This is a genomic window from Prochlorococcus marinus str. MIT 9401 (assembly GCF_000760095.1).
GTDB lineage: Bacteria > Cyanobacteriota > Cyanobacteriia > PCC-6307 > Cyanobiaceae > Prochlorococcus_A > Prochlorococcus_A marinus_I.
In genome coordinates, this window is record NZ_JNAR01000016.1 from 299783 (window position 1) to 320498 (window position 20716).

26 protein-coding genes and 1 tRNA gene are annotated in these 20716 nt (G+C 29.6%); 16 read left to right on the forward strand and 11 right to left on the reverse strand.

What is annotated here, in order from left to right:
* Window positions 1–16: 16 nt before the first annotated feature.
* On the reverse strand, window positions 17–1654 hold the full coding sequence (locus EV01_RS01720; protein WP_032517642.1) for a peptide chain release factor 3: 1638 nt from the start codon (window positions 1652–1654) through the stop codon (window positions 17–19).
* Between the two features lie 31 nt (window positions 1655–1685).
* Window positions 1686–2381, reverse strand: coding sequence for a class I SAM-dependent methyltransferase (locus EV01_RS01715; RefSeq protein ID WP_032517643.1), 696 nt, complete (start codon window positions 2379–2381; stop codon window positions 1686–1688).
* 132 nt (window positions 2382–2513) lie between these two features.
* Between EV01_RS01715 and nrdJ the strand changes: the two genes are divergently transcribed.
* Entirely contained in the window at window positions 2514–4847 is a 2334-nt protein-coding gene (gene nrdJ, locus EV01_RS01710; RefSeq protein WP_032517644.1) for a ribonucleoside-triphosphate reductase, adenosylcobalamin-dependent, read from the forward strand.
* An 87-nt stretch (window positions 4848–4934) separates the two neighbouring features.
* The gene (locus EV01_RS01705; protein ID WP_032517645.1) at window positions 4935–5201 is read left to right on the forward strand and encodes an RNA recognition motif-containing protein; all 267 of its coding nucleotides are present in this window, start codon (window positions 4935–4937) and stop codon (window positions 5199–5201) included.
* Here EV01_RS01705 and EV01_RS01700 read toward each other — a convergent pair.
* The gene (locus EV01_RS01700; protein ID WP_012007475.1) at window positions 5198–5392 is read right to left on the reverse strand and encodes a hypothetical protein; all 195 of its coding nucleotides are present in this window, start codon (window positions 5390–5392) and stop codon (window positions 5198–5200) included. The genes EV01_RS01705 and EV01_RS01700 overlap by 4 nt on opposite strands.
* 305 nt (window positions 5393–5697) lie before the next feature.
* On the opposite strand from EV01_RS01700, the gene EV01_RS09415 reads away from it, so the two are divergent.
* From EV01_RS09415 to EV01_RS01695, 3 genes are all read left to right on the forward strand, one after another.
* Window positions 5698–5799: a DUF4278 domain-containing protein gene (locus tag EV01_RS09415; protein ID WP_072013464.1), complete on the forward strand. Its 102-nt coding sequence runs from the start codon at window positions 5698–5700 to the stop codon at window positions 5797–5799.
* A 143-nt stretch (window positions 5800–5942) separates the two neighbouring features.
* A complete protein-coding gene (locus tag EV01_RS09930; protein ID WP_179853270.1) occupies window positions 5943–6092 on the forward strand; it encodes a hypothetical protein in 150 nt (49 codons plus the stop codon).
* 428 nt (window positions 6093–6520) lie between these two features.
* Window positions 6521–7201 carry a hypothetical protein gene (locus tag EV01_RS01695; protein WP_152556196.1) on the forward strand — a complete coding sequence of 227 codons (681 nt, stop codon included), beginning with the start codon at window positions 6521–6523 and terminating at the stop codon, window positions 7199–7201.
* Window positions 7202–7283: 82 nt separating this feature from the next.
* Here EV01_RS01695 and EV01_RS01690 read toward each other — a convergent pair whose 3' ends face one another.
* The 5 genes from EV01_RS01690 to EV01_RS01670 form a co-directional block, all read right to left on the reverse strand.
* Window positions 7284–7694, reverse strand: coding sequence for a hypothetical protein (locus EV01_RS01690; protein WP_152556197.1), 411 nt, complete (start codon window positions 7692–7694; stop codon window positions 7284–7286).
* 121 nt (window positions 7695–7815) lie between these two features.
* On the reverse strand, window positions 7816–9384 hold the full coding sequence (locus tag EV01_RS01685; protein WP_193741456.1) for a trypsin-like peptidase domain-containing protein: 1569 nt from the start codon (window positions 9382–9384) through the stop codon (window positions 7816–7818).
* Window positions 9385–9587: 203 nt separating this feature from the next.
* Entirely contained in the window at window positions 9588–10025 is a 438-nt protein-coding gene (locus EV01_RS01680; protein WP_032517649.1) for a hypothetical protein, read from the reverse strand.
* The gene (locus tag EV01_RS01675) at window positions 10018–11019 is read right to left on the reverse strand and encodes a hypothetical protein (RefSeq protein WP_032518595.1); all 1002 of its coding nucleotides are present in this window, start codon (window positions 11017–11019) and stop codon (window positions 10018–10020) included. Before EV01_RS01675 ends, EV01_RS01680 begins: the two co-directional genes overlap by 8 nt.
* Window positions 11020–11037: 18 nt before the next feature.
* Window positions 11038–11919 (reverse strand): hypothetical protein, encoded by an 882-nt coding sequence (locus EV01_RS01670; protein WP_032517651.1) that lies wholly within the window; start codon window positions 11917–11919, stop codon window positions 11038–11040.
* A 92-nt stretch (window positions 11920–12011) separates the two neighbouring features.
* On the opposite strand from EV01_RS01670, the gene EV01_RS01665 reads away from it, so the two are divergent.
* Entirely contained in the window at window positions 12012–12203 is a 192-nt protein-coding gene (locus EV01_RS01665) for a hypothetical protein (RefSeq protein ID WP_032517652.1), read from the forward strand.
* 17 nt (window positions 12204–12220) lie between these two features.
* Here the strand turns inward: EV01_RS01665 and EV01_RS01660 are convergent, their stop codons facing one another.
* Window positions 12221–12826, reverse strand: a complete 606-nt coding sequence (locus tag EV01_RS01660) for a hypothetical protein (protein ID WP_032517653.1) — start codon at window positions 12824–12826, stop codon at window positions 12221–12223.
* Between the two features lie 340 nt (window positions 12827–13166).
* Between EV01_RS01660 and EV01_RS01655 the strand changes: the two genes are divergently transcribed.
* From EV01_RS01655 to EV01_RS01625, 7 genes are all read left to right on the forward strand, one after another.
* Window positions 13167–13763: a metalloprotease family protein gene (locus EV01_RS01655; protein ID WP_032517654.1), complete on the forward strand. Its 597-nt coding sequence runs from the start codon at window positions 13167–13169 to the stop codon at window positions 13761–13763.
* Between the two features lie 465 nt (window positions 13764–14228).
* A tRNA-Ser gene (locus EV01_RS01650) sits at window positions 14229–14315 on the forward strand.
* Between the two features lie 312 nt (window positions 14316–14627).
* Window positions 14628–15350: a hypothetical protein gene (locus tag EV01_RS01645; RefSeq protein WP_032517655.1), complete on the forward strand. Its 723-nt coding sequence runs from the start codon at window positions 14628–14630 to the stop codon at window positions 15348–15350.
* A gap of 635 nt (window positions 15351–15985) precedes the next feature.
* On the forward strand, window positions 15986–16663 hold the full coding sequence (locus EV01_RS01640; protein ID WP_032517657.1) for a hypothetical protein: 678 nt from the start codon (window positions 15986–15988) through the stop codon (window positions 16661–16663).
* A 178-nt stretch (window positions 16664–16841) separates the two neighbouring features.
* Window positions 16842–17039, forward strand: coding sequence for a hypothetical protein (locus EV01_RS01635; RefSeq protein ID WP_032517658.1), 198 nt, complete (start codon window positions 16842–16844; stop codon window positions 17037–17039).
* Between the two features lie 53 nt (window positions 17040–17092).
* Window positions 17093–17677: a hypothetical protein gene (locus EV01_RS01630; RefSeq protein ID WP_032517659.1), complete on the forward strand. Its 585-nt coding sequence runs from the start codon at window positions 17093–17095 to the stop codon at window positions 17675–17677.
* A gap of 7 nt (window positions 17678–17684) precedes the next feature.
* Complete coding sequence (locus EV01_RS01625; protein WP_032517660.1) at window positions 17685–18014, forward strand: hypothetical protein; 330 nt, start codon at window positions 17685–17687, stop codon at window positions 18012–18014.
* A 27-nt stretch (window positions 18015–18041) separates the two neighbouring features.
* Here the strand turns inward: EV01_RS01625 and EV01_RS0109195 are convergent, their stop codons facing one another.
* A complete protein-coding gene (locus EV01_RS0109195; protein ID WP_032517661.1) occupies window positions 18042–18476 on the reverse strand; it encodes a Tic20 family protein in 435 nt (144 codons plus the stop codon).
* A gap of 130 nt (window positions 18477–18606) precedes the next feature.
* Here EV01_RS0109195 and gloA point away from each other — a divergent pair, with 130 nt between their 5' ends.
* The 3 genes from gloA (at window position 18607) to EV01_RS01610 (ending at window position 20194) form a co-directional block, all read left to right on the forward strand.
* Window positions 18607–18996: a lactoylglutathione lyase gene (gloA, locus tag EV01_RS01620; RefSeq protein WP_032517662.1), complete on the forward strand. Its 390-nt coding sequence runs from the start codon at window positions 18607–18609 to the stop codon at window positions 18994–18996.
* A gap of 305 nt (window positions 18997–19301) precedes the next feature.
* Window positions 19302–19799, forward strand: a complete 498-nt coding sequence (locus tag EV01_RS01615; RefSeq protein WP_032517663.1) for a VHS domain-containing protein — start codon at window positions 19302–19304, stop codon at window positions 19797–19799.
* A gap of 2 nt (window positions 19800–19801) precedes the next feature.
* On the forward strand, window positions 19802–20194 hold the full coding sequence (locus EV01_RS01610) for an LEM domain-containing protein (protein WP_032517664.1): 393 nt from the start codon (window positions 19802–19804) through the stop codon (window positions 20192–20194).
* A 2-nt stretch (window positions 20195–20196) separates the two neighbouring features.
* Here EV01_RS01610 and EV01_RS01605 read toward each other — a convergent pair whose 3' ends face one another.
* Window positions 20197–20670: a pentapeptide repeat-containing protein gene (locus tag EV01_RS01605; RefSeq protein WP_032517665.1), complete on the reverse strand. Its 474-nt coding sequence runs from the start codon at window positions 20668–20670 to the stop codon at window positions 20197–20199.
* Window positions 20671–20716 lie beyond the last annotated feature (46 nt).

A 20716-nucleotide genomic window follows, 5' to 3' on the forward strand; every position in this document is an offset into this window, starting at 1 on the left:
ATTATCCATTAAGGCTTTATAAAACAATTGGTTCGACTCCACTAACAACGGGAGCAACTTTGTTTAAATTTAATTGATTATTGTCTTCAACAAATTGATTTAAGTTCCACTCATTTTTAAAGAGAATAACTGGCCTATTCCAACAATCTTTAACTATTTTGCAGTTGAATATTCTGCCAAGTTTTTCAATAGCTGGCCATCCATCAGAAACCCATCTAGCCATTTGATATGGCATTGATTCAAGGTTTGCATCTACACCATATTCGCTTTTTAACCTGTGGGTTACTACTTCCAACTGCAATTGACCAACAGCTGCGAGTATAGGGTCTCTTTTACTCTCGTCAAAGTCATAAAGAATCTGAACAGCACCTTCCTCGCGAAGTTCATTCACACCCTTTCTAAAGTTCTTGAATGCTGAGGGATTTGGATTTCTCAGCCAGCTGAATATTTCAGGACTAAAGGATGGTATACCTTCGTACTCCAGATGAGTACCAGTATAAAGAGTATCTCCAATAGAAAACATACCTGGATTATTCAAGCCAATAACATCTCCAGGATAAGCATCATCAACTACTTCTCTATCTTGCCCAAATATTTTTTGTGGTCTTGATAATCTGATTGTTTTCCCTGTTCTGGAATGTTTTACTGACATATCCTTTTCAAATTTTCCACTACAAACTCTTATAAAAGCAACTCTATCTCTGTGCTTTGGATCCATATTTGCCTGAAGCTTAAAAACAAACCCACTAAAATCATCCCTTGCAGGTTCAATATCCCCTTGATTACTATTTCTAGAAGTTGGCTTTTGAGCCATTTTTAAAAAACTATCTAAAAATGGTCTTACACCAAAATTCGTCATTGCAGATCCAAAGAAAACTGGGGTTAAAGAGCCATTAAAAACTTTTTCTTTTTCAAATTTTGATCCCGCCTCATCAAGAACCTCCAATTCTTCAAGTGAGATTTCAAGTAAATCTCTCTCTACATATTTTGATAGTTCTTTATCTTCAAGACTTAATCTTTTCTCATTCGATTGTTTCCCTCTAACTGCTTTATCAAATAAAATCACCTCTTTCGAAAATCTATCAATAACTCCTCTAAATTCCTCGCCACTACCAATTGGCCAGTTAATAGGTAAAGTATTTAATCCAAGTTCTGATTCAATTTCATCAAGTAAAGAAAATGGCTCTCTTCCTGGTCTATCCATTTTATTTATAAAAGTAAATATTGGTATTTTTCGCATCTTGCAAACTTCAAACAATTTTCTAGTTTGAGGTTCTAGTCCTTTAGCAGCATCTTCCAACATAACTGCATTATCAGCAGCAGCTAATGTTCTATAAGTATCTTCGGAGAAATCTTGATGTCCTGGTGTATCTAATAGATTGATTACTGATCTTTCATATTCAAATTGCAATACAGTTGATGTAATAGAAATTCCTCTTTGTTTCTCAAGTTCCATCCAGTCAGACGTAGCTTTTCTCTGATTACCCCTGGCCTTTACTGCTCCTGCTTGTTGAATGGCACCTCCATACAAAAGAAGCTTCTCAGTAAGAGTCGTTTTCCCAGCGTCTGGATGTGAAATAATGGCAAAATTTCTTCTTTTATTTACCGCATCCAGTATGTCTTTATTGTTTTGAATTTTAGTACCCAAGCTCATCTATATAATACAAAGGCCTCTCACTTAGTTCTTAAACATTACCATAGACTATTAAATATTTATCACCGTCCTCAAACACATCTAAAGAAAGTAGATCGTTCTCTAAAGTGAAATTTTTTAACTCTTTAAAAGTATAAGAAGCCCTTAAAGAAGCATAATAATCATTAGTCAAAATCTCATTATATTCCTTTGAACACTGTGTTTTGAGTTGTAGAGCAGACTTTTCATCTAATGGTCTTTTTAAGTCCTTGTGAAAATTTACGGTAATTTTACTGGACAAACTTCTTATCGTGTTGAAGAAATCTTCAAGATTGGTAATGTGATGAATCAAACTGTTACTTACAAGTAAGCTTACATCTCTATTAATTAAAAGATTAATTGATTTAATATCTCTGATATCAGAACAAATGTAACGTAAATTTTTTAATTTTTTTTGATTATTAGAAATATTTTTATTATATTCTGCTCTCAAAATCATCTCTTTAGAACCATCTATTCCAACTACTTCAGTATTAGGCCATTTTATTGCTAACTTCTCAGAAATATTTCCTGGACCGCATCCTAAATCAACTATTAAATCTTTTTCACCTAAAGAAATATTTTTTCTCGAAAGATAATGATTTATTTGATTAATTAGATTAACTTCCCCTTCTGAAAAATCAGCTTCATCATAAGAAATGACTTGCTCTTTTTCTTCCATTAATTCAGGTTCAGGGATCCTTTCCATTTCCTTCCTTGAAATAAAGATTTCATAATAAACATAATTCTACACAAACCGTTAAATAGTGGTAAGAATAGTTGCAGACGCCACAGGTAGAGTTATTCTTCCAGTACGGGTTATTTTCATACATTTTTTATCGTGACTGTTGCACCAAATAAAGCTTCTTCAGAGAGCAATTCCAATAATCTTAAAAAAGATGATTTTCCAAAGACTGCGCCAGCTGCTTATCCTGTTTTCTTCAGATCTTACAGTAGGAAAACTACCTCAGGTAAAAGGGAGAACTGGAGTGAAGTAGGCGAAAGAAATTTATCAGGCTTAAGAGAATTAGGAAAACTTTCTGATGAAGAATTGATCCTAATGAGAGAGATGCAAAGCAATCAAAAAGCTCAACCTTCAGGGAGATGGTTATGGATTGGAGGAACTCCTTGGATTAATAAAAACCAAAATTTCTCTGGGGCATACAACTGTACTTCAACAAACTTAATTGATTGGGAAGCCTTTGCTTTGATGATGGACTTAGCAATGATGGGATGTGGGACAGGTGCAATAATTGAGCCTCATTTTATAAATAATCTACCTACGGTAATAAACAAAATAAATATTAAATCAGTTAGTGAAGTTGGAATCACTCCTAAAGATCAAAGGGAAGAAAAATCATCATTAGAAATCAAAGGGAAAGACCTTCATATCAAAGTTGGAGATAGCAGAAGAGGATGGGTAGATAGCTATAAATATCTTCTTGAGGCATCAAGTAACGAGAGTCTGGAAAGAGAAATTGATGTTTATATTGATTTGGAAGATATTAGGCCTGCTGGAGAATCATTAAAAGGTTTTGGTGGTATGGCAAATCCTATCAAGTTGAAAGATCTTTACTCTAGAGTCGCATCACTTCTTGGAAAGGCAATTGGCAGGAAATTAAGTACAGTAGAGTGTTGTTTGTTAATTGATGAGGCTGCAGTAACCATAGTTGCTGGGAATATAAGAAGAAGTGCTGGGATGAGACAATTTGCTTCAGATGATAAGGAAGCAGCATCAGCAAAAGAAAATTTATGGAGTCAAGACGAGAATGGTAATTGGAGAATAGATCCTGAAAAAGATGCCCTCAGGATGGCTAATCATACTAGGGTTTACCATACAAAACCTACTTACCAAACTGTTTTGGATGCAGTAACAAAACAATTCCATTCGGGTGAGGGAGCCATTCAATTTGCACCAGAAGCAATCGCAAGGTCAAATGCAGATATTCTCAAAGATGATGAATTGAGAAAGGAATTCATTGAAATCTACTCAGAACAAGGCAAGGATGAAGCGAGAAATTGGATAAATAGTAGTTATGGTCCTTTTTCAGTAGAAGAGTTAGACCACAGGATGAGCCGATATGGACTTAACCCTTGTGGGGAGATCTTGGGAAACGATTTCCACTGCAATTTGGCTGAAGTTCATTTAAATCAGATTGATCCAGGAAATTTTGAAGAGCAAAAAAAAGCTTTTAAAGCAGCCGCTCTTTCTGTAGCGTGCTTGCTTAATCATGAATTTGAAGTTGAGCGTTACAGAAAAAGTAGAGAATATGACCCTATTGTAGGAGTAAGTTTCACTGGATTATTTGATTTTTGTGTACATGCCTTTGGGACACCATGGCTGAAGTGGTGGGAAGCAGGAAGACCAAATAACAAAGAAGGAAAGGCTTTCAAGGAGAAGGAAGCTAAATTCCTAGATTCCTGGAGAAAAATAGTAAAAGAAACTGTTTGGGAATATTGTGATAAACATAATCTAAGAAGACCAAATCGATGTACAACTGTCCAGCCAGCTGGGACTAAAAGTCTTCTAACTGGAGCAGCTCCAGGATGGCATCCTCCAAAAGCTCAAAGATTCATTAGAAGAATAACTTTCAGGAAAAATGATCCAATTGCTTTAGCATGCATGGATTATGGTTACTCAGTTGTTCCATCTCAATCTGATAAAGATGAGAATGGCTGCTTACTTGATAATCCATTTGATCCAAGATGTACAGAATGGTTAGTTGAAATCCCTACAGAAGTTAGCTGGGCAAATATAGAGGGCGCAGACCAAATAGACATCAATAACTTCTCAGCATTAGCTCAATTTGATTTTTATATGCAGGTTCAGAAATTTTATACAGAGCATAATACCTCTGCGACAGTAGAATTCAGAGAAAATGAAATAGAGGGCCTTGCGAAAGCCATTCATAATGCAATACAAAATAATGAAGGATATATTTCGGCAGCATTACTAGCTCGATTTAGTGCCAACGCAACTTTCCCGAGATTGCCTTTTGAACCAATAAGTAAAGACGAATATATATCATTGCAAAATAAAGTAATAGAGAGGAAAGTTAATAACGATTTCTTTGACGCTCTCAATAAATATGATGTTGGAGAACTATCTGAAGCTGGGCCAGCTGGGTGTGATTCAGATAAGTGCCTGCTTCCTCTGGCCAAACCAAAAGACTAAATTTAAATAATTTGTAAATAAAAAATATAAATTAGTTTTTAAAAATTTAATTTATGGCTACCTCTTAAATAGGGACATAAATTATTTATGACATTAAGCTTAAATATTGGGAACTTATTTAATGATTCTTCTAGTCATGCCTTGGTTGATGAGCTAAGAAAAAGGACCTCAGAAGAAGAAATACTAGAGTTTGAGGAAAAATTTAACTCCAAAAATGAAAAAAATCTACACATTTATATATGTAGATTTCTAAAAAATAGATCAATATCCAGGGGACTTGCCTCTAAATGGTTAGTAACAATAATCAAAAACAAAGAATCAAAAATTAATGCTTTGCAAAAATTAAATAATTAAGTAAGTGCTGAAAGTCTCCACAGAGCAATTCCAAAAATTGAGAATCCCATAATAAAAGTAAAAGCTAATGCATTTACCAATTGAACCTTATCATTCATTCTGTTTGCAAATGGTAGTAATTGAGCAAATAATGGAGTCTCTTCAACTATTGCAGATTTTTTTACTGTAGGTTTTTTGCTTCTAGAAAACATAAAACAAATTTTATAATCTTAAGAATTTTACATTTAAAAGTTCATTAAATAAAAAATACTTCTCAAAAACGTACAAAATGTAACCTGTAAGAAAATACATAAAGATAAACATAATTATTTTTGGTAGAAGCCTAATTTAATAATTGAAATATTAAGTTAATTTATTAAAAGCTAGACAAATAATTTTTTAAGATGTTAATATAAATTTGTAGCAACCGCTACCAAAACGTTCAACTTGTGTTCAGCAAGCCGCAAATCGACTTAAGCCAGGGAACGGGGACTTAAGCGAAACCGGAGCTTAAAAAATGACTCTAACTTACAGAGGACAAAAGTACGTCCAGAACAAAGAAACAGCTAAGAAGCAACATCTCGAACTTACTTACAGAGGTAAATCCTATACAAGTTAGTTAATTAATTTGTCCAACAAATAAAAAAAGGCCCCTAAAAGTGGCCTTTTTTTATTATCTAATCTTAAACTTAAAAATTTACTTAATACTTCACACAACCATTTAACTAATATGATTTAATTGCATTTATAAATTAGATAACTATGGCAGACCAGAAACCTTTATTTAAATCGCCTTATGACATAAAAGATGTAAGTGCTCTTTTCGCCATAGTAGCCTTTGTTTTAATTATAGCTGCCATAGTTGGCAACAACTTATTTGGTTTATTTCAACAAAATGTCAATTTTGGATAAATTAATTATTATCTAAATTTATGAAAGCATTATCAATGAAAGGATCTCCAAAAAATTATTTTTAAAGATGCTGATATGCAATTAATCTTGGTAAATTATTTTAATTTAAGAATAAAACGAAATCTACCTACACCCCTTAATTCTTAAAAGCCCTTTTTGTTTTAGTTTTATTATTTGTTTAGGAGATAACTTATATTACAATTCAAAATTAGTTTCTAAAAAGTTAATTTTGAAAAACTTTTTAGCTTAAGATTAAACATGTTTGTGATTATATGTTTTGAAGGGCTATTAAATAAACTTGTCCCTATTTAAAAGAGAGAATAAAATAATTAAATTGATAAAAAATTACCTAAGTGCTATCCCTTCTTAAAAAACTCTATCTAATTTTTGGTATTTTACTTTTTTGCCATTTAAAATTTCCTGAAAAGTTGTCTGCGAACATAAAAAGTTTTGAATGGCATCCAGTTGGCGTTGATAATTATAGGAATATTACACAATGGATAAATCTATTAAGTTATGAGCCTCTAAACAACAATTCGTTCAGAATGCAAATGAAGTTAATAGAGGGGAATAAACAAATACTTGGTCGGTTAGATATAAATTGTCGAAATAAGGATTACTATCTAAGAAAAAAAAGAGAAATGTCTCAAAGAGGTACTTGGAATACTATCGAGAAGGGATCAAGCTATGAAGAAATAGCACAAATTTATTGTAAAAGAACTAGTGCAGCCTCCAGTTGGGGATATACTGCAGGAACGAAATATTTATGGGATATAGAAAAGCCTCAGTATAGTGCTTCTAAACATGAAGGTGATTGGATTACTTTATATAAAAATAATTCTCGAGAATTTAAATATAATTCAAATACACAAAAGATATATGACTATATATTAGCTGCATATTTCTATCAAAAAAAGGAATCCTATCAATATGATCCATACATTTCACGAAAATCAGATTACGGATGGATTGCTGTAAGTTGTAAAGATAATCTTTATTCCGTCTTTAGGAAATTAAGCAATTCTTCAAAAGGAGAATGGATGGCTCCAAAACCTGGGCCAATCGGTGGTGGAGCAAGCTTGATTAGAAAAGCAAAATGTTATGAATAATAGATTTTTATTAATTACATTTCTAAACAGAGTAACTAATCAAAAATTATTTTTATCAGAAAGAATTAAACTGCATCTAATACTATGATGCAAAATTCTCAGTTTCATCACCTTTTATTTCTTCTGGTGCTAGTAATTCAGCAGGAATAGGATCTGTAATTCCACAATATAATGTCTCTCGCAAATCAGAAACTTGTTCTATGAGATCTGTGGCATTGATTGCTAAAACAATCTTTTGTGCTTTTGATAGTTTATCGCATGCCCATTTTTGTTTTGATGCAACAATTTTGCCACCTCTGAAAGCAATTTTGCCAACATCCTTCAAAATAGTCTTAGCAGCTTTTGTTTTCGCTTTGGTAGTAATAGCATTAGTACCTCCGCCTCCACCTCCAAGTCCAGGGACTTTAGGAACGCCAAAAGCATAAACATCTGCTACACCTAATGTACTTGCAAGAAATAAGGCTGATGTAGCTGTAAACAATGAACGTGTCATAAACCTTATATATATTATTGAAGTATAATTGCCTATTTTATGGCTCTCGGTCAAGTTAATTTAAAAGATCCCTAAACAAAAAGTAATTTATCCAAGATCAAATATATTCAAAGTATTATTCTCAACAACCTAAAGCGTCTGTAAAGGGTTTCATTCGCTTCTTTTGCTGTTTGTAATCCTTTGCAAATGAGCCTTGACTTCCTTGTCTAGTAATTCCTTCATTTATAAGATTTTTAGCCCTCTTAAAATCTTCGCATGCTTTTATATATTCTTTATTTTCTACTAGAATAAATCCCATATCTATAAATATACTTGGGTCTTTAGGCGCTAACTTTGAAGCCTTGATAAGAGATGCGTATGCATTTCCTAATTCTTTTGCATAAAAATGATAATTAGCTTTATCTTTCCATGACTCTACATCATTCGGTTTTAAAGATAATCTTGCATCGATATTTTTTATTGCATAACGATATGAAAGGATAGAATCTTGATTATTTATATGTTGGCCATATAAAAAATGTACATAAGCTCTTATCGCCTCGAAACTGCCATCATATGAAGCCTTTGGACCCAACCAATTAGGCTTTTGAAGTAAAATCGCCTTATTAATATTCTTAAGAGCATTTGTTAAATATACTTTTTGTTTAGATCCATCTTCATATCTACGGATATAAATCTGAGCCAAAAGTGCTGGAACTAAAGGTTGTTTACTATCTATTTTCTCAGCTCTTTTTAAATCTTCTAATATGGAAGTAGAAGCTTCCTCAATAATAAAATTTGGATTATTGTTAATTTTCTCTGACCTAGCTACATTTATAAACGCCTTGGCTTTGCTTATTATTCCATATACATCATCTTTACCATCTTTTTTTTCAAAATCTTCTGTAAATCCTTTAGAAGGATTTAATGGATCAATCATTTCTTTCCAATATGGAACATGGATTCCACTCCCATAGCTTCCTCGGTTTAATGCGATGTCATCTTCTCTACTTACTTCACGGTAACCATGAATGCCCACTAATCTTCCATTCTTTGACCAGACACCTCCACCATCCATCCCAACTTCAGTTTGAGCAATATATCTCAAGCCATATCCTTTACAAGTTTGATTAATGGAAGATGGAGGGACATCAACAGTTCCCTGACTTTCCCTGATCACAAGTTTTCCATCCTTAGATATGGGATAGCCAGAAATATAAACATCTTTACCAAGTTTTTTAATTGAACTAGACTTTTTTGCGACCTCATACTCTTTATTTGATTTAAATTCTAAAATAGCAATATCTATTGGCCAAGGATAAGCCTTACTTACTGCTGCACTACAAAATTTACTGCTCATCTTTTCCTGCCCCGTCAAAATGGGAGGACACTTAACATTCAAATTTGAATTATCGTATGAATCATGCCAAACACCGTCAAAAGTTTTAACAGCATATTCTTCAGTATCAACAGATTGATTACGCCTACTACAAACAACATGAGCAGATGTCAAAATACTATATAAATTATTTTCTTTATTAATAATTACACCGGATCCAGGGTTCCCATTACCTTCTATTAAAACAGTTACTTTTTCAATTAATTCTTTGGGATTAATTATAGGTTCAACATTTGATTTGCTTCTACATATTGCTTTATTTTTGTGAACTGGCGATCCACAATTTATAGCATATGTCTTTAAAGAATACAAATTAAGGATACTAAAAAATAATATAAAAAAATTTTTAATTAAACAATTTATGTTCATACTCGTTTTATTTTTAAATTTAAAAGATTTGTAATTAAGAATTTTTAACTGCAGGCTAATGTTTCATACATAGTATTAACCTGAAATTAATCCAAATTTCATACTACTATTTTATTTATATTTTGATTTTAAATATATCTGAAACTTCAATTATTTTGAAATATATTCCCGAAAAATCTTTTTACTCTTTGAAAATTATTTAAACTCTCTAAATTTTCTACTCTTTGAGCATAAGAAATCTTATATGTACCATTATTATTAAAGCAAGAATAAATTCTATAAACTCCAATCTTTTCTTCATAGTAATTTGGGGAATTTAGTTTGATATGTTTATGCAAGGACGCCATTGCAAATAAATCATTTTTTCTTTTGTTAAAAACTATTTTTCTATTATTTTTACTTTTGATAAATGCAGATTGTGTATAAATATATTGTTTTTGATTGTTGGATTTAATTTTATAATAAATACCTTCCGGATATGGGTAATTCGAGCAATTTCTCTCTTTCCCAAAAACAGAAGTATTAAATGAATTAATTATCAAAAAAACAAAAATATATTTTTTACAGAGTAGAAATTTATTCATTTATGATATCTTTGACTTCAACACTTGAAATATTCCTTGCTTGATATTGATTAATATCAATTAATAAATAATAATTTCTACTTAAAAAAATCTTTTGAAAACTAACATAATCTTTTATTAGTGAATGAGGAGGTGATAATTCTTCGGTTATATAGCCCCATTTCGTATCTTTTACAATGTTAGGAGAATGGATTTTATGATGAAATTCCAGTAAGTGAATATTATTTAAAAGGCAGTTTTTTGAATGATTAAAACAGTGTTTTTTATTCTCTCCAAATGAAACTCCACCAAATACTTGACCTTTTCTGTCAATCAAATTAATTACAAGATCATAAGAACTATTTTTTGCGGATAATTTACTGAAATTAGTATTTTGTTTTATTCCCAAGTCATTAATTTCATATAACAACATCAATTTTTTGGTGTGATCTACAATTCCAAATAATTGATCTTGACCAAACTTAAAATCTGGTCCTGCAAGTTTCATTGGATTATGTTCATGGCCTTTTATAACTCCTATATAATCTGCTTCAAGACCATCCAACAATGTATCTATTAGATTTTTTTTAAACCCTGATTTTAATTCAATTGTTAAAGGAAGTATAAATGCACTTTCAGGGTTAGTAATAAGACTAAAAGGACCACTATCTTCGTGGCACCATGAAACATATGGCACTGTTCCAATAATTGAATATTTCCCAATCTCTTTACAATAATCTTCTCTGAAAAACCTTTTTCCAATAATATATCTACCTATTTTATATTCATTCGACCTACCTTCTTTTACTTTATCGATAATTCCTTTCTCGTAAATATTTTTTCGATCTTTTAAATTTTTGATATTCTGATCTATCCCAAACGACTCTCCAAAGTTAATTTCAACTTTAGTTCCTTCGGAAGCTAAAATTTGAAAAAAAGAATTATTATTTTTAATAATCCCTAAGGATGAACTTGCAAAAATTAAAATAAATAAATTCTTAATAAAATTCTTCATATCTATTTTTTAACTTTATTATTTGCCATGAATTATTTTTATCCTTGAGGGCATTAATTTTTCATCTATATAAGAAGAAAAAGTTTTATTTCTAACTAATATATCTGCCTCTACCTTAAACAAACCATCTTCTTCATAAGAATTTAATTTCTTAAATGATTCAATATAACCCTCACTATATCCACTAGTTAGATCACCTAATGTTTCTTTTGTGTATAAATCATTTTCTTCAAGTTCTTTATCTACAAGAGAGGTTAGCTGTGCCAAAACATCTAAGTTAGTCTCGACATTAATTTTTTCTCCTGCAATAAATATTAACGCCTGCTCTATAGCATCATTTATGGCATCCTCTTCTGTAAAACCAACGCCTATTTTAAAAATTTTTTGAATACCTAATTCTTTGGTGCTTACTTTTGATGGTTTAAACAAGGGATGAAATTCTTGCTCATTCAATCCATAACTTACTTTTGCTTTAGCAACTACCGAGTATAAATTATCTCTCATAGAACTTTTGATTATCTTAAACGCTAAAATTGAACCTTGATTAAATCCGTAACTACTTTCTCTATAGCTATCCTGGCTCTCCTCTTTAATCAAATTGTCATTAATTACAGTCTCTTTATAAAGACTTACTCTTCTTTTTTTTATATATCTTGGTGATGCCATTAATAATGCATTTTTAGCTGCATTCATTGCGGCTTGTTCCTCTGATTTACCTCTCCCAGAAATGGTAATTTCTTTAATATTTTCATCACTCTGGACTAGTAATGTCCTGTTCAGAGAATAGTTGGTTTTATGTATTAAATCGTAAATATTTTTTTTATGATCAGATGATGCAAGACAAACTTTACTACCTAAAATCAAAAATAAAATAAAATATAATAATCTAAAAATATTCATCTATCAAACCTTTTTTTCTAATATCAAATTTATATTTGAAAATAACTTCATTTTATTCTAAATTTATCATATTAAAAATTAATAAATAAAATATGAGAAATCTTATAATTGCTGCTTTAGTTCTTTTTCTACTTTATACAAACTCCACATTTAGGTCATATACAATAGAAGGACTTCAATCAATTACAAATTTCATAAAAGAACTTCCTAAAGAAAAAGTTGAAGAAAAAAATAAAGAAATTGAGGAAAATATTGAAGACGAATCAGGATATTCTACTTATTAAATAAGTAATTATTCTTTTTAAAAATCATCAAGATTATTGCCATATCCTGAATAACCTTTTGTATCTTTTCTATAAGCTTTTATAGAATTATTGTCATTGTCAATAGTGTTAGATTTGGTATTAGATATCATTTTTTGAGTTTCTGAATTAATACCTCTTGTTAGGATAACCATCTCTCCAGGTTCGTGACATCGACCTAATTCTTGCGATCCACGAAGAAGTTCTTCTGCTGAAGCACTAATTCCACTAATTATTTCTTCGGCCTCTATTAACATTTCTTCTGTTGTATCTTCTCCATTGGCACCAGTGATAATTTCTGCTTTAGCAGATTTATCAAGGTCATCATATGATTTTACTTTAGATTCTACAAATTCAGCTAGTTTTTTTTGGGCTTCAAGTTCTAACTTTTTAAAAGCAAATGCAACTTTCCTTTCATTATTTGAAGTGAGAGGCAAATAAACTGTTGATCTAATTCTATATTCACCGAGACCCATTGGAATAAATTCATCACCTGCTCGAGGGGCATTATCACATGCGCCTGCCTTAACAGGGGGTACTAGATTAGATGTTGCTAATAGAGAAGTCCCTGCAAATAAACCTATTAGGAATCCTTTAAGTTTCACGTTATTAATAAGAATAGATACAATTCTCTGATTTTTAATCTATTTTGTCAAATCCTTTGGTGATCGTTAATACATCAGTTGATAAAATTATCTAGATAATTAAATAAAATATTGGTGAAACTAACCAGTTACTTAACTAAATATGAAAAATAAATTATTCCTAAAGTTTTTTACCCTAATCAATTGCTTTAATCTCACCAGCTCTTTTGCGCATAAATTACCTTCCCATTTTGCTGATCATAATCATGAAAGTGACCCAAAGTTTGAGAGGCCTTATATCAGAGTAAAAAATAAAAATTAAAGTTAGATTTCAATAAAATTTCCAAATCTTATTTTTTATATGCAAGCAATATTGAAATCTATTTTCTATATGCCTGGGGTAATTATCCATGAATTATCTCATCATTTTTTTTGCATTATTTTTAATGCAAAGGTAATAAATTATTGCTATTACAATTTCAGAGATTCATCAGGATATGTACTACATGAACAACCTAAGAATCTATATCAAAATATACTTATTTCAACTGCTCCTTTTTTTATCAATTCATTAATAGGAGGGATAATTTCTTACACAACAATAGTAAATAAATTATCCACATTAGGCTTAGTGAGTTTAAATTGGCAGGACATTTTTAGAATAATTATTTCTGTTTCAATTGGAATGAATGCAATACCTAGTAAAGGTGATGGATTAAGTATTTGGACATCTATAAGTGACAGTAATATAAATTTTTTATTTAAGCTATTAGCTCATTTAATAATAAGTCCACTAGTTTTAATAATATTATTAATTAATTTTGGGTCTTCTTATCTAAAAATTGATTTAATCTACGGTATTTGTGTTTGTTTTATTGGACCTAAATTAATTGAAAATGTTTTAAATTTCGATATCAGTCAAAATTTATTAAATAGTTTAGGATATATCAACTTCTAAAAATATTGAATTAAAAAAGTAATATGCCTAATTAAAAATTCTTTTATTTTTCTTTTATGATAATTATTTAATAAAACCATTTTTTTTATAGTATTTATTTAAAAAGATCTATCTTTTTAAAAAGTCGTTAAATTTTCCAGACCAGATATTTCAAAAATACTAAATACTAAGTTCATTTTTTTTTCAACTAGATAAATACATAAATTGATTTTGAAAAATATTTAAATACTTATATTAATAACTATTATTGACAATAGATATTTTATCTAGCCAAAAAATCAATAACTTAATATGCTTTAGGATGGATGGTCGAGTGGTTTAAGGCTACAGTCTTGAAATCTAGATTGCATTTTTGTTATACCAATAATTTGGAAGAAAGCTTGACTTGCAGTTCCAGATCAGTTCCTAAAAATTTAACCATCTTTTGATATAATTAAAAAGCTTAAAATTAAATATTTTTTGCCTGGAGGGGTGGTCGAGTGGTTTAAGGCTCTAGTCTTGAAAACTAGCGTATCTGCAAGGGTACCGTGGGTTCGAATCCCACCCCCTCCGTTTTATAAACAAGTAGGAAAATCAATTTCGGATCATTCATTATGAGACCACTCTTTATGGCATATAAACTAATAAAATTACCTAATCACTCAGGTTCATTTTATATATTTGGTGTTAATGATGCATTGATGTTTTGTATATAATTCGTTAATTTTCTCTTTTCACTTAGGATCACATCAGATCATTCTGAACCGACACTAATGTTACCTCCTCCATCCTAAAGATTAATTTCATAAATGTTAAATTGAATTTAAGAACTTTTTATAATATATGTCTCAATTTAAATTCTTTAATAATTACTAAGTTAAAAAAATGTCAAATAAAGGTGAGATTATTACAGAAGATAGAATTGGCTTCGAAAAGTCAAATAAAGCATTAGGTTTTCTTTATAACGAGTGGTATGAAATTATTTCAAAGTCTCTCTCTGAAATAGATGGAATAGATATTGAACTGGGATGCGGTGCAAGTTTTATAGATCAGATAATTAAGAGCATTAAAAAAACAGATGTTTTCTTGAATTCAAATACTGATTTCAAACTTGATGCAATGGATATAGGAAAAAAATTTGAACAAAAAATATCAAATTTAATCTTAGTTAATGTTTTTCATCACATAAGTGATCCAGAATTATTTTTGAAATCAGCAGAAAAATCTCTTTTGGCTGGAGGTAGAATAATAATGATTGAACCAAGCAATAATTTCTGGAGTAGATTTATCTATAAACTTATAGGACACGAACCATTTAATACAAGACAACTTGAGTGGAAATTTGAATCTAAAGATCCACTATTAGACTCAAATCAAGCGCTCTCATGGATAATTTTTGAGAGGGATTATGTAAAATTCAAAAATTTATTCCCTAATTTTTATTTAATTCACAAAAGGAATATTATGCCGTTTTCTTATTTATTAAGTGGAGGCCACTCTTTCAACACAAGAATTGGTAGGTTGATTAAAATAGCAAGAATTTTTGAGAGATTGTTCTTCGATAAATATTTTGGAATGTTTAATTTAATATGTCTAGAAAAAATTTAAATTTCAAATCAACAATATTTAAAATCTTTATTTTTTATATTGTCATTTATTTATTTGCTCTCTTTCTACGATATAGCAATGGCTTTGATAATTTAATAATTGAGATTGAATATAAATATTTGGCATCTATAAATATTTTTTCTATATTACTTGGCCTACCATTATCCATAGTATTTGACTTGATATTGATAAAGTTTTTCGGTTTAAAATATATTATTTTTTTTGCACCAATCTTAACTATTTTAGGGATGGCCCAAATCATATTTCTTAGAAAAACAAATTTAAGATTTTCAAAAAACATCTCTCTCATAAAAAATATAAGAAATCATCGACTAAAGTATATATTTGAAAATATTACTTTCAAACCAATTTTCATATTGATAATACGAACATTCCCAATAATACCTTTCTCTTTAGGAAGCTATTTCATTGCATCATCTACAATTAAAAAGAGATTGATTATGATTTATTCACTTTTTGGATCGTACTTTTACTACTTTTCGCTCTTCTTAATTATCAGAAGTGCATAGTTAAAAGATATTTTTTTATTAATTAATTTTTGCATTTAGAAAAATATTTATTATTTTCACCTTTCAAGTTTGTTATAGAATATCCTAAGAAGTATTAATTAAATTTTGAAATCAATTAAAACCCCCTGGGGTGAGATCTCTCCGGAAGTTAATCTATTTCCCATTTATTACATCCTTTTTATTTATGGTTTTGTTTATATTCTTCCATATGGGGAAAATATTTTTGGTTTAACATGGTTTAATTTATTAAAAATTGAAGATGGTCCTTTAGAGTGGCTTCAGTTTTCTGAATACTTAATTTCATCAATACTTGGTATTTTTATCTATTTCAAAAGTAAAAATAAAAATACAATAAATTCATTTATATGGTTATTTCTGAGCGCTTTTTGCTTCTTCGTTGCAGCTGAGGAAATAAGTTGGGGAGAGAGGATAACAGGTTTTTCTCTTAATTCTCTAACGGAAATAAGTATTCAAAGTGAAACTAATTTACATAATCTGCCATTTTTTCATGATTTCTTTCTTGATCCTATTTTGATAACAATTTGCATTTTATTTGGTTGGATAGGTTGGAAAAAATGGCCATATTTGAATTCAATCCCAAATAAAAAACTAAGTTTATTTTTCTTGATAACAGCTTTATACATTTTCTATTATGAAATTTCATGGGCCTCCACAGTTGAACATATAAGAAATGATTTAGAAATTTATGAATTTTTACTTTCCACCGGGATATTTTTACATTTTTGGAATAACTTCAAATTATTTATTAAAGGAAATTCCTGATACTTTAAATAAAGTAACTTAGATTAATTCAAAAACACTTCTAAAAGAACCAAGTGTTGCCGTATTTATTTTTGTTAATTAAATTTTTTCATTTTTTAAAATCCTAATAAAAAATTAATTCGCATTTTTACGCTCTTCTTTTTTCTTCTTGTTATTATTAGTTTTTATTCAGTAAATAATGAACAAGGGATTCGCTGATAATAATTATAAATCATTAAAAACAAAAAAAATTTCATCTAATGAGCCCCAAGGGAGATTAATATCTTGGTCTCCATGGCCTCCTGCTAATTTTCAAACAAGATATCCTGCATTCCCATTTGTTCTTACAGTATTAATTATAGTAATTGGGCAATGGTATTTCTCTCTTCTAAAATAATTTGGGAATAGCTTTTGTTTAAATTTAAGAGGAATACTAATTAAAAGATTATTTTGTTTTTTTCAATATTATTAATAGCCCATTTTCAAGCAGCAATCATTCCAATATTGATGGGAATTAAATCTAACAATAAATTCAAACACATAAAATATCACAAGTTCATACCATACGGTTTTATTTTTTTAGGATTAGCCTCAGTTTCTGAAATCTTAGATCATACTCAAACCGACTGGATTTACGTTGATCATTCTTCTTTATTTAATTGGTTATTTTATTCTTTCCTTTCTTTAGGTCTCACATTTTTATCAATTTCAGTTATAAAAAATAAATTTATTCAAATAACTAACTTATGCATTTCTTTATGTTCCATAATCTCATATGTTTCATTTAGTAAAACTATTGCTCTTCTTTTTCAAGTAATTTTAAGTATTTTTCTAATAATTAATTGGCAAAGGACTTTTAAAGATTGGCTTCTTATCCTTTACCCAATATTTGGGATTTTTTTTACAACTTTCTTTGGAACAAATCTCTCTACAAGTGGAGATCAATTTTGGCATCTTTTAATAGGCCCATCTGGAACAATAAGCGTTCTTAGCTTTTATTTAGTATTAAAGAGATCGAAAAAAAAATTCACCTAAGATTCTTATGAAAATATTTATATTAACAAGTTTTATAGTGTGCTTAGTTACAATCATCTCTCCAATTCAAATCCTTGCTGATACTGCACTTGATGTTTATATGAATGACTTTTATTCTAAATCTAATCAAGCAAGCCAGATACTTAAAGAAATTGAAAATAGCTTAAAAGATGGATCAAGAAAAAAAGTATGCTCAAGGCAAAGAGAGGCGGCAAGATTAGGCTTATTAGCTAATAAATCTTTGATTAAAGCCTTTGAAATAGAAGGAGCTAATCCACCAATGCAAGCAATAAAAGCAAGTCAACAAAGATGGGAATCTATTCTGAATGAGTGCTGAAAAAGTTAACAACTATATAAATCTTTTTTAAATTTGCATTCTTACAGATCTACTAATTAAGGGTATTTCAGGTTCTACTCCGTAAAGACATTGAGAAATAGAATAAATAAAAATAGATAATGTAAAAATAAAAATAATTGACCCTAATTCAAGAATGGGAGCTATTCTCAAAAGATATGAAACTATTATCAAAGCAACATTAATAAGTAAGGCCTGGCATGCGTTATATCTAACGAAATAAGGTACTTTTGGATTTTTTGCTAATCCAGCAAACAAAATTATAAATAATAATAATCCACCAAAAGGCAATGATTTTTCAATTGTTGCTATTGGAAAAGTTATTAAAAATAATATTTTTAAAAAAGAATATTTATAGAACAAAAAATATCCAAAAGGTATTGAAGCCTTCAGGGGTATTGTATACAGAAATATTGATGAGAGTCTCTGGAATATCTGATTCAATATATTGGAAATTCAATATCTATATATTAACCTAATTTTCTCAACTTAATTAAATACTTAGCCTTTAAAAATTCAACTTTGGCAGATGTTTATTAAATATTAGATAATTAATTTAGATTAATAATTAAAAATGCGTATACTTCATACAATGTTGAGAGTGGGAGATTTAGATAAATCTATTGATTTCTACGTTAATAGATTAGGAATGAATTTATTAAGAAAAAAGGATTATCCTCATGGGAAATTCACTTTGGCATTTGTTGGCTATGGTTCAGAAAAAGAAAATACAGTAATTGAATTAACTCATAACTGGCACAAAAAGTCGGACGACTATGAGCTTGGAGACAAATATGGTCACATAGCAATTGGAGTGAAAGATATTCACGTTATTTGCCAAGGATTAGAAAATAATGGATGTAAAGTAACAACCAAACCTAAAACAATGAAAAACAGTTCAACTGTCTTGGCTTTTGTTGAGGATCCTGATGGATATAAAATTGAACTTATTGAAAGAGATTAAAAACTCAGAAACTTTTTTAATTTAATTAACCAATAACTAATAAAAAAGAAGAACAAATTATTTAATAAATCGGCAAAAGCACTGGAATAATAAGAAAAAGTTTCCACAACAAATGACCTATTCATTCATAATTCATAGATTTTTTAAAGTCTTAATTGTTCAATAACATCATTTCTATTTCTAATAATAGAGACTCTAAGAAAATCGGCTCAATTTTAAGATTTATACATTCAATATTAATTCTATTTAGAATATATAGACAATCTATTCAGATTGAACTATTCTATAGTTATTGCATAAAGTTTATGCCTAATAATTGGTCAAAAATAAGAGATGAATGGCTTGATAGCACAGCTATTGCAAAAGATGATGCTAAATGGGCATTAGAAGCTTTAATTAATTCTGAAGAAGATTTTTTTGAAATAGAAAAAAAATTCAAGAATAAAGAGGACGCAACAAGACAAGTTAAATTTTTGAAGAAAAAAGTAAAAGAAACTATTTCCTCTAAAGAAATTAGTCTCGATGATATTGCATTAAATACTTCAAATTCAAACAAAGTGCAAATCTCAGTACCATCAAATCTCACTTATCTTTTAAAGGTTTGGGCCGCCGCAGAGGGTCGGGATCTATCGAGTGTTGCTTTTCAGTGTTTAGAAACTGGTTTAAGGGAAATGAAAAGCAAAGGTTCAATACCTTCAATAGCAGTAAATAGATATGATTCGGCCTGTCAAAAAAGAATTGCACTTGCAGAAGTAAACAATCTATTGGAGAAATACGAAATAGCTCAGAACGAAATCAAATAATAATGAATAACAGAAAAATCATAAAAGGACACAAAGCATTAATATCATCAAGTTTTAATGTCCATAATTCTTCAGATAAATTCAAGGATGGAATAATTTATACTTTTTATTCTGATGAATTTAATTTACTTAAAGTTGGTTTTGCTGAAAATGATAAGGCTCTTGAAAATAAATTATCCGTTAAGGGATTTATTTTATTAGATAAAAAAAAAGGCACTAAAAAAGAATTATTTTTATTAACAAATACTCTCAAAGAGCTTGGTATTACAAATTCAGACAGACTTTATTTCAAGCACTCAATTTCTTTAATGAGACATTTATCAACTTTAGGTTGGCCTGTTGGAAGATCACTTTATAAACAAAGAATGATTAAAAAAGAACTTATATGTGCATAAATTTAAATGTAATCGCATTCTAAAGTTTCTCTGGTTTCCCTATTTGTAATTGGATTGATGCCAGAGGCACTTTCACAAAATTTCCTAACAATATCTTTTGGCAAAAAAACATTTGTGAAGTCTGCGCCTTGGATTTTTACATTTTCAAACTGTGTACTATAAGCAAAAGAATCCTCCAAGTTAGTGTTTGATAAATCTGTTCCATCTAAGACAGCTGAGTCTAAAGTTACTTCTCTTAAATTGGAGTTACTTAAATTAGTATCTTTCAATTTTGCTCCATAAAGAGTTGCATTCTGGAGCTCACAACCTGATAAATTTGCGTCTTGTAAATCAGTCAAGTAGAAAGTTGCTCCTTTTAAATCAGATCCAGAAAAATCAGCCCCTATCAAGGATTGTTTACCATAGTCCAACGCAGCAAAGCTTCTAAAAGGTAAGGTTAAAACAATTATTAAAACAAATAAAATTATAAATCTCATTTTTTTGAGTATTATTTTAATAAATTCTAACTTCTTAAGCTGAAAT

Coding starts and splice junctions, on each gene's coding strand:
- EV01_RS01675 (WP_032518595.1), bottom strand. CDS start 11,019: ATGAAGAATTTTATTAAGAATTTATTTATTTTAATTTTTGCAAGTTCA.
- EV01_RS01625 (WP_032517660.1), top strand. CDS start 17,685: ATGAAAATATTTATATTAACAAGTTTTATAGTGTGCTTAGTTACAATC.
- EV01_RS01720 (WP_032517642.1), bottom strand. CDS start 1,654: ATGAGCTTGGGTACTAAAATTCAAAACAATAAAGACATACTGGATGCG.
- EV01_RS01700 (WP_012007475.1), bottom strand. CDS start 5,392: ATGTTTTCTAGAAGCAAAAAACCTACAGTAAAAAAATCTGCAATAGTT.
- EV01_RS01615 (WP_032517663.1), top strand. CDS start 19,302: ATGCCTAATAATTGGTCAAAAATAAGAGATGAATGGCTTGATAGCACA.
- EV01_RS01705 (WP_032517645.1), top strand. CDS start 4,935: ATGACATTAAGCTTAAATATTGGGAACTTATTTAATGATTCTTCTAGT.
- EV01_RS01645 (WP_032517655.1), top strand. CDS start 14,628: ATGTCAAATAAAGGTGAGATTATTACAGAAGATAGAATTGGCTTCGAA.
- EV01_RS09415 (WP_072013464.1), top strand. CDS start 5,698: ATGACTCTAACTTACAGAGGACAAAAGTACGTCCAGAACAAAGAAACA.
- gloA (WP_032517662.1), top strand. CDS start 18,607: ATGCGTATACTTCATACAATGTTGAGAGTGGGAGATTTAGATAAATCT.
- EV01_RS01605 (WP_032517665.1), bottom strand. CDS start 20,670: ATGAGATTTATAATTTTATTTGTTTTAATAATTGTTTTAACCTTACCT.
- EV01_RS01680 (WP_032517649.1), bottom strand. CDS start 10,025: ATGAATAAATTTCTACTCTGTAAAAAATATATTTTTGTTTTTTTGATA.
- EV01_RS09930 (WP_179853270.1), top strand. CDS start 5,943: ATGGCAGACCAGAAACCTTTATTTAAATCGCCTTATGACATAAAAGAT.
- EV01_RS01655 (WP_032517654.1), top strand. CDS start 13,167: ATGCAAGCAATATTGAAATCTATTTTCTATATGCCTGGGGTAATTATC.
- EV01_RS01610 (WP_032517664.1), top strand. CDS start 19,802: ATGAATAACAGAAAAATCATAAAAGGACACAAAGCATTAATATCATCA.
- EV01_RS01635 (WP_032517658.1), top strand. CDS start 16,842: ATGAACAAGGGATTCGCTGATAATAATTATAAATCATTAAAAACAAAA.
- EV01_RS01690 (WP_152556197.1), bottom strand. CDS start 7,694: ATGACACGTTCATTGTTTACAGCTACATCAGCCTTATTTCTTGCAAGT.
- EV01_RS01665 (WP_032517652.1), top strand. CDS start 12,012: ATGAGAAATCTTATAATTGCTGCTTTAGTTCTTTTTCTACTTTATACA.
- EV01_RS01670 (WP_032517651.1), bottom strand. CDS start 11,919: ATGAATATTTTTAGATTATTATATTTTATTTTATTTTTGATTTTAGGT.
- EV01_RS01715 (WP_032517643.1), bottom strand. CDS start 2,381: ATGGAAAGGATCCCTGAACCTGAATTAATGGAAGAAAAAGAGCAAGTC.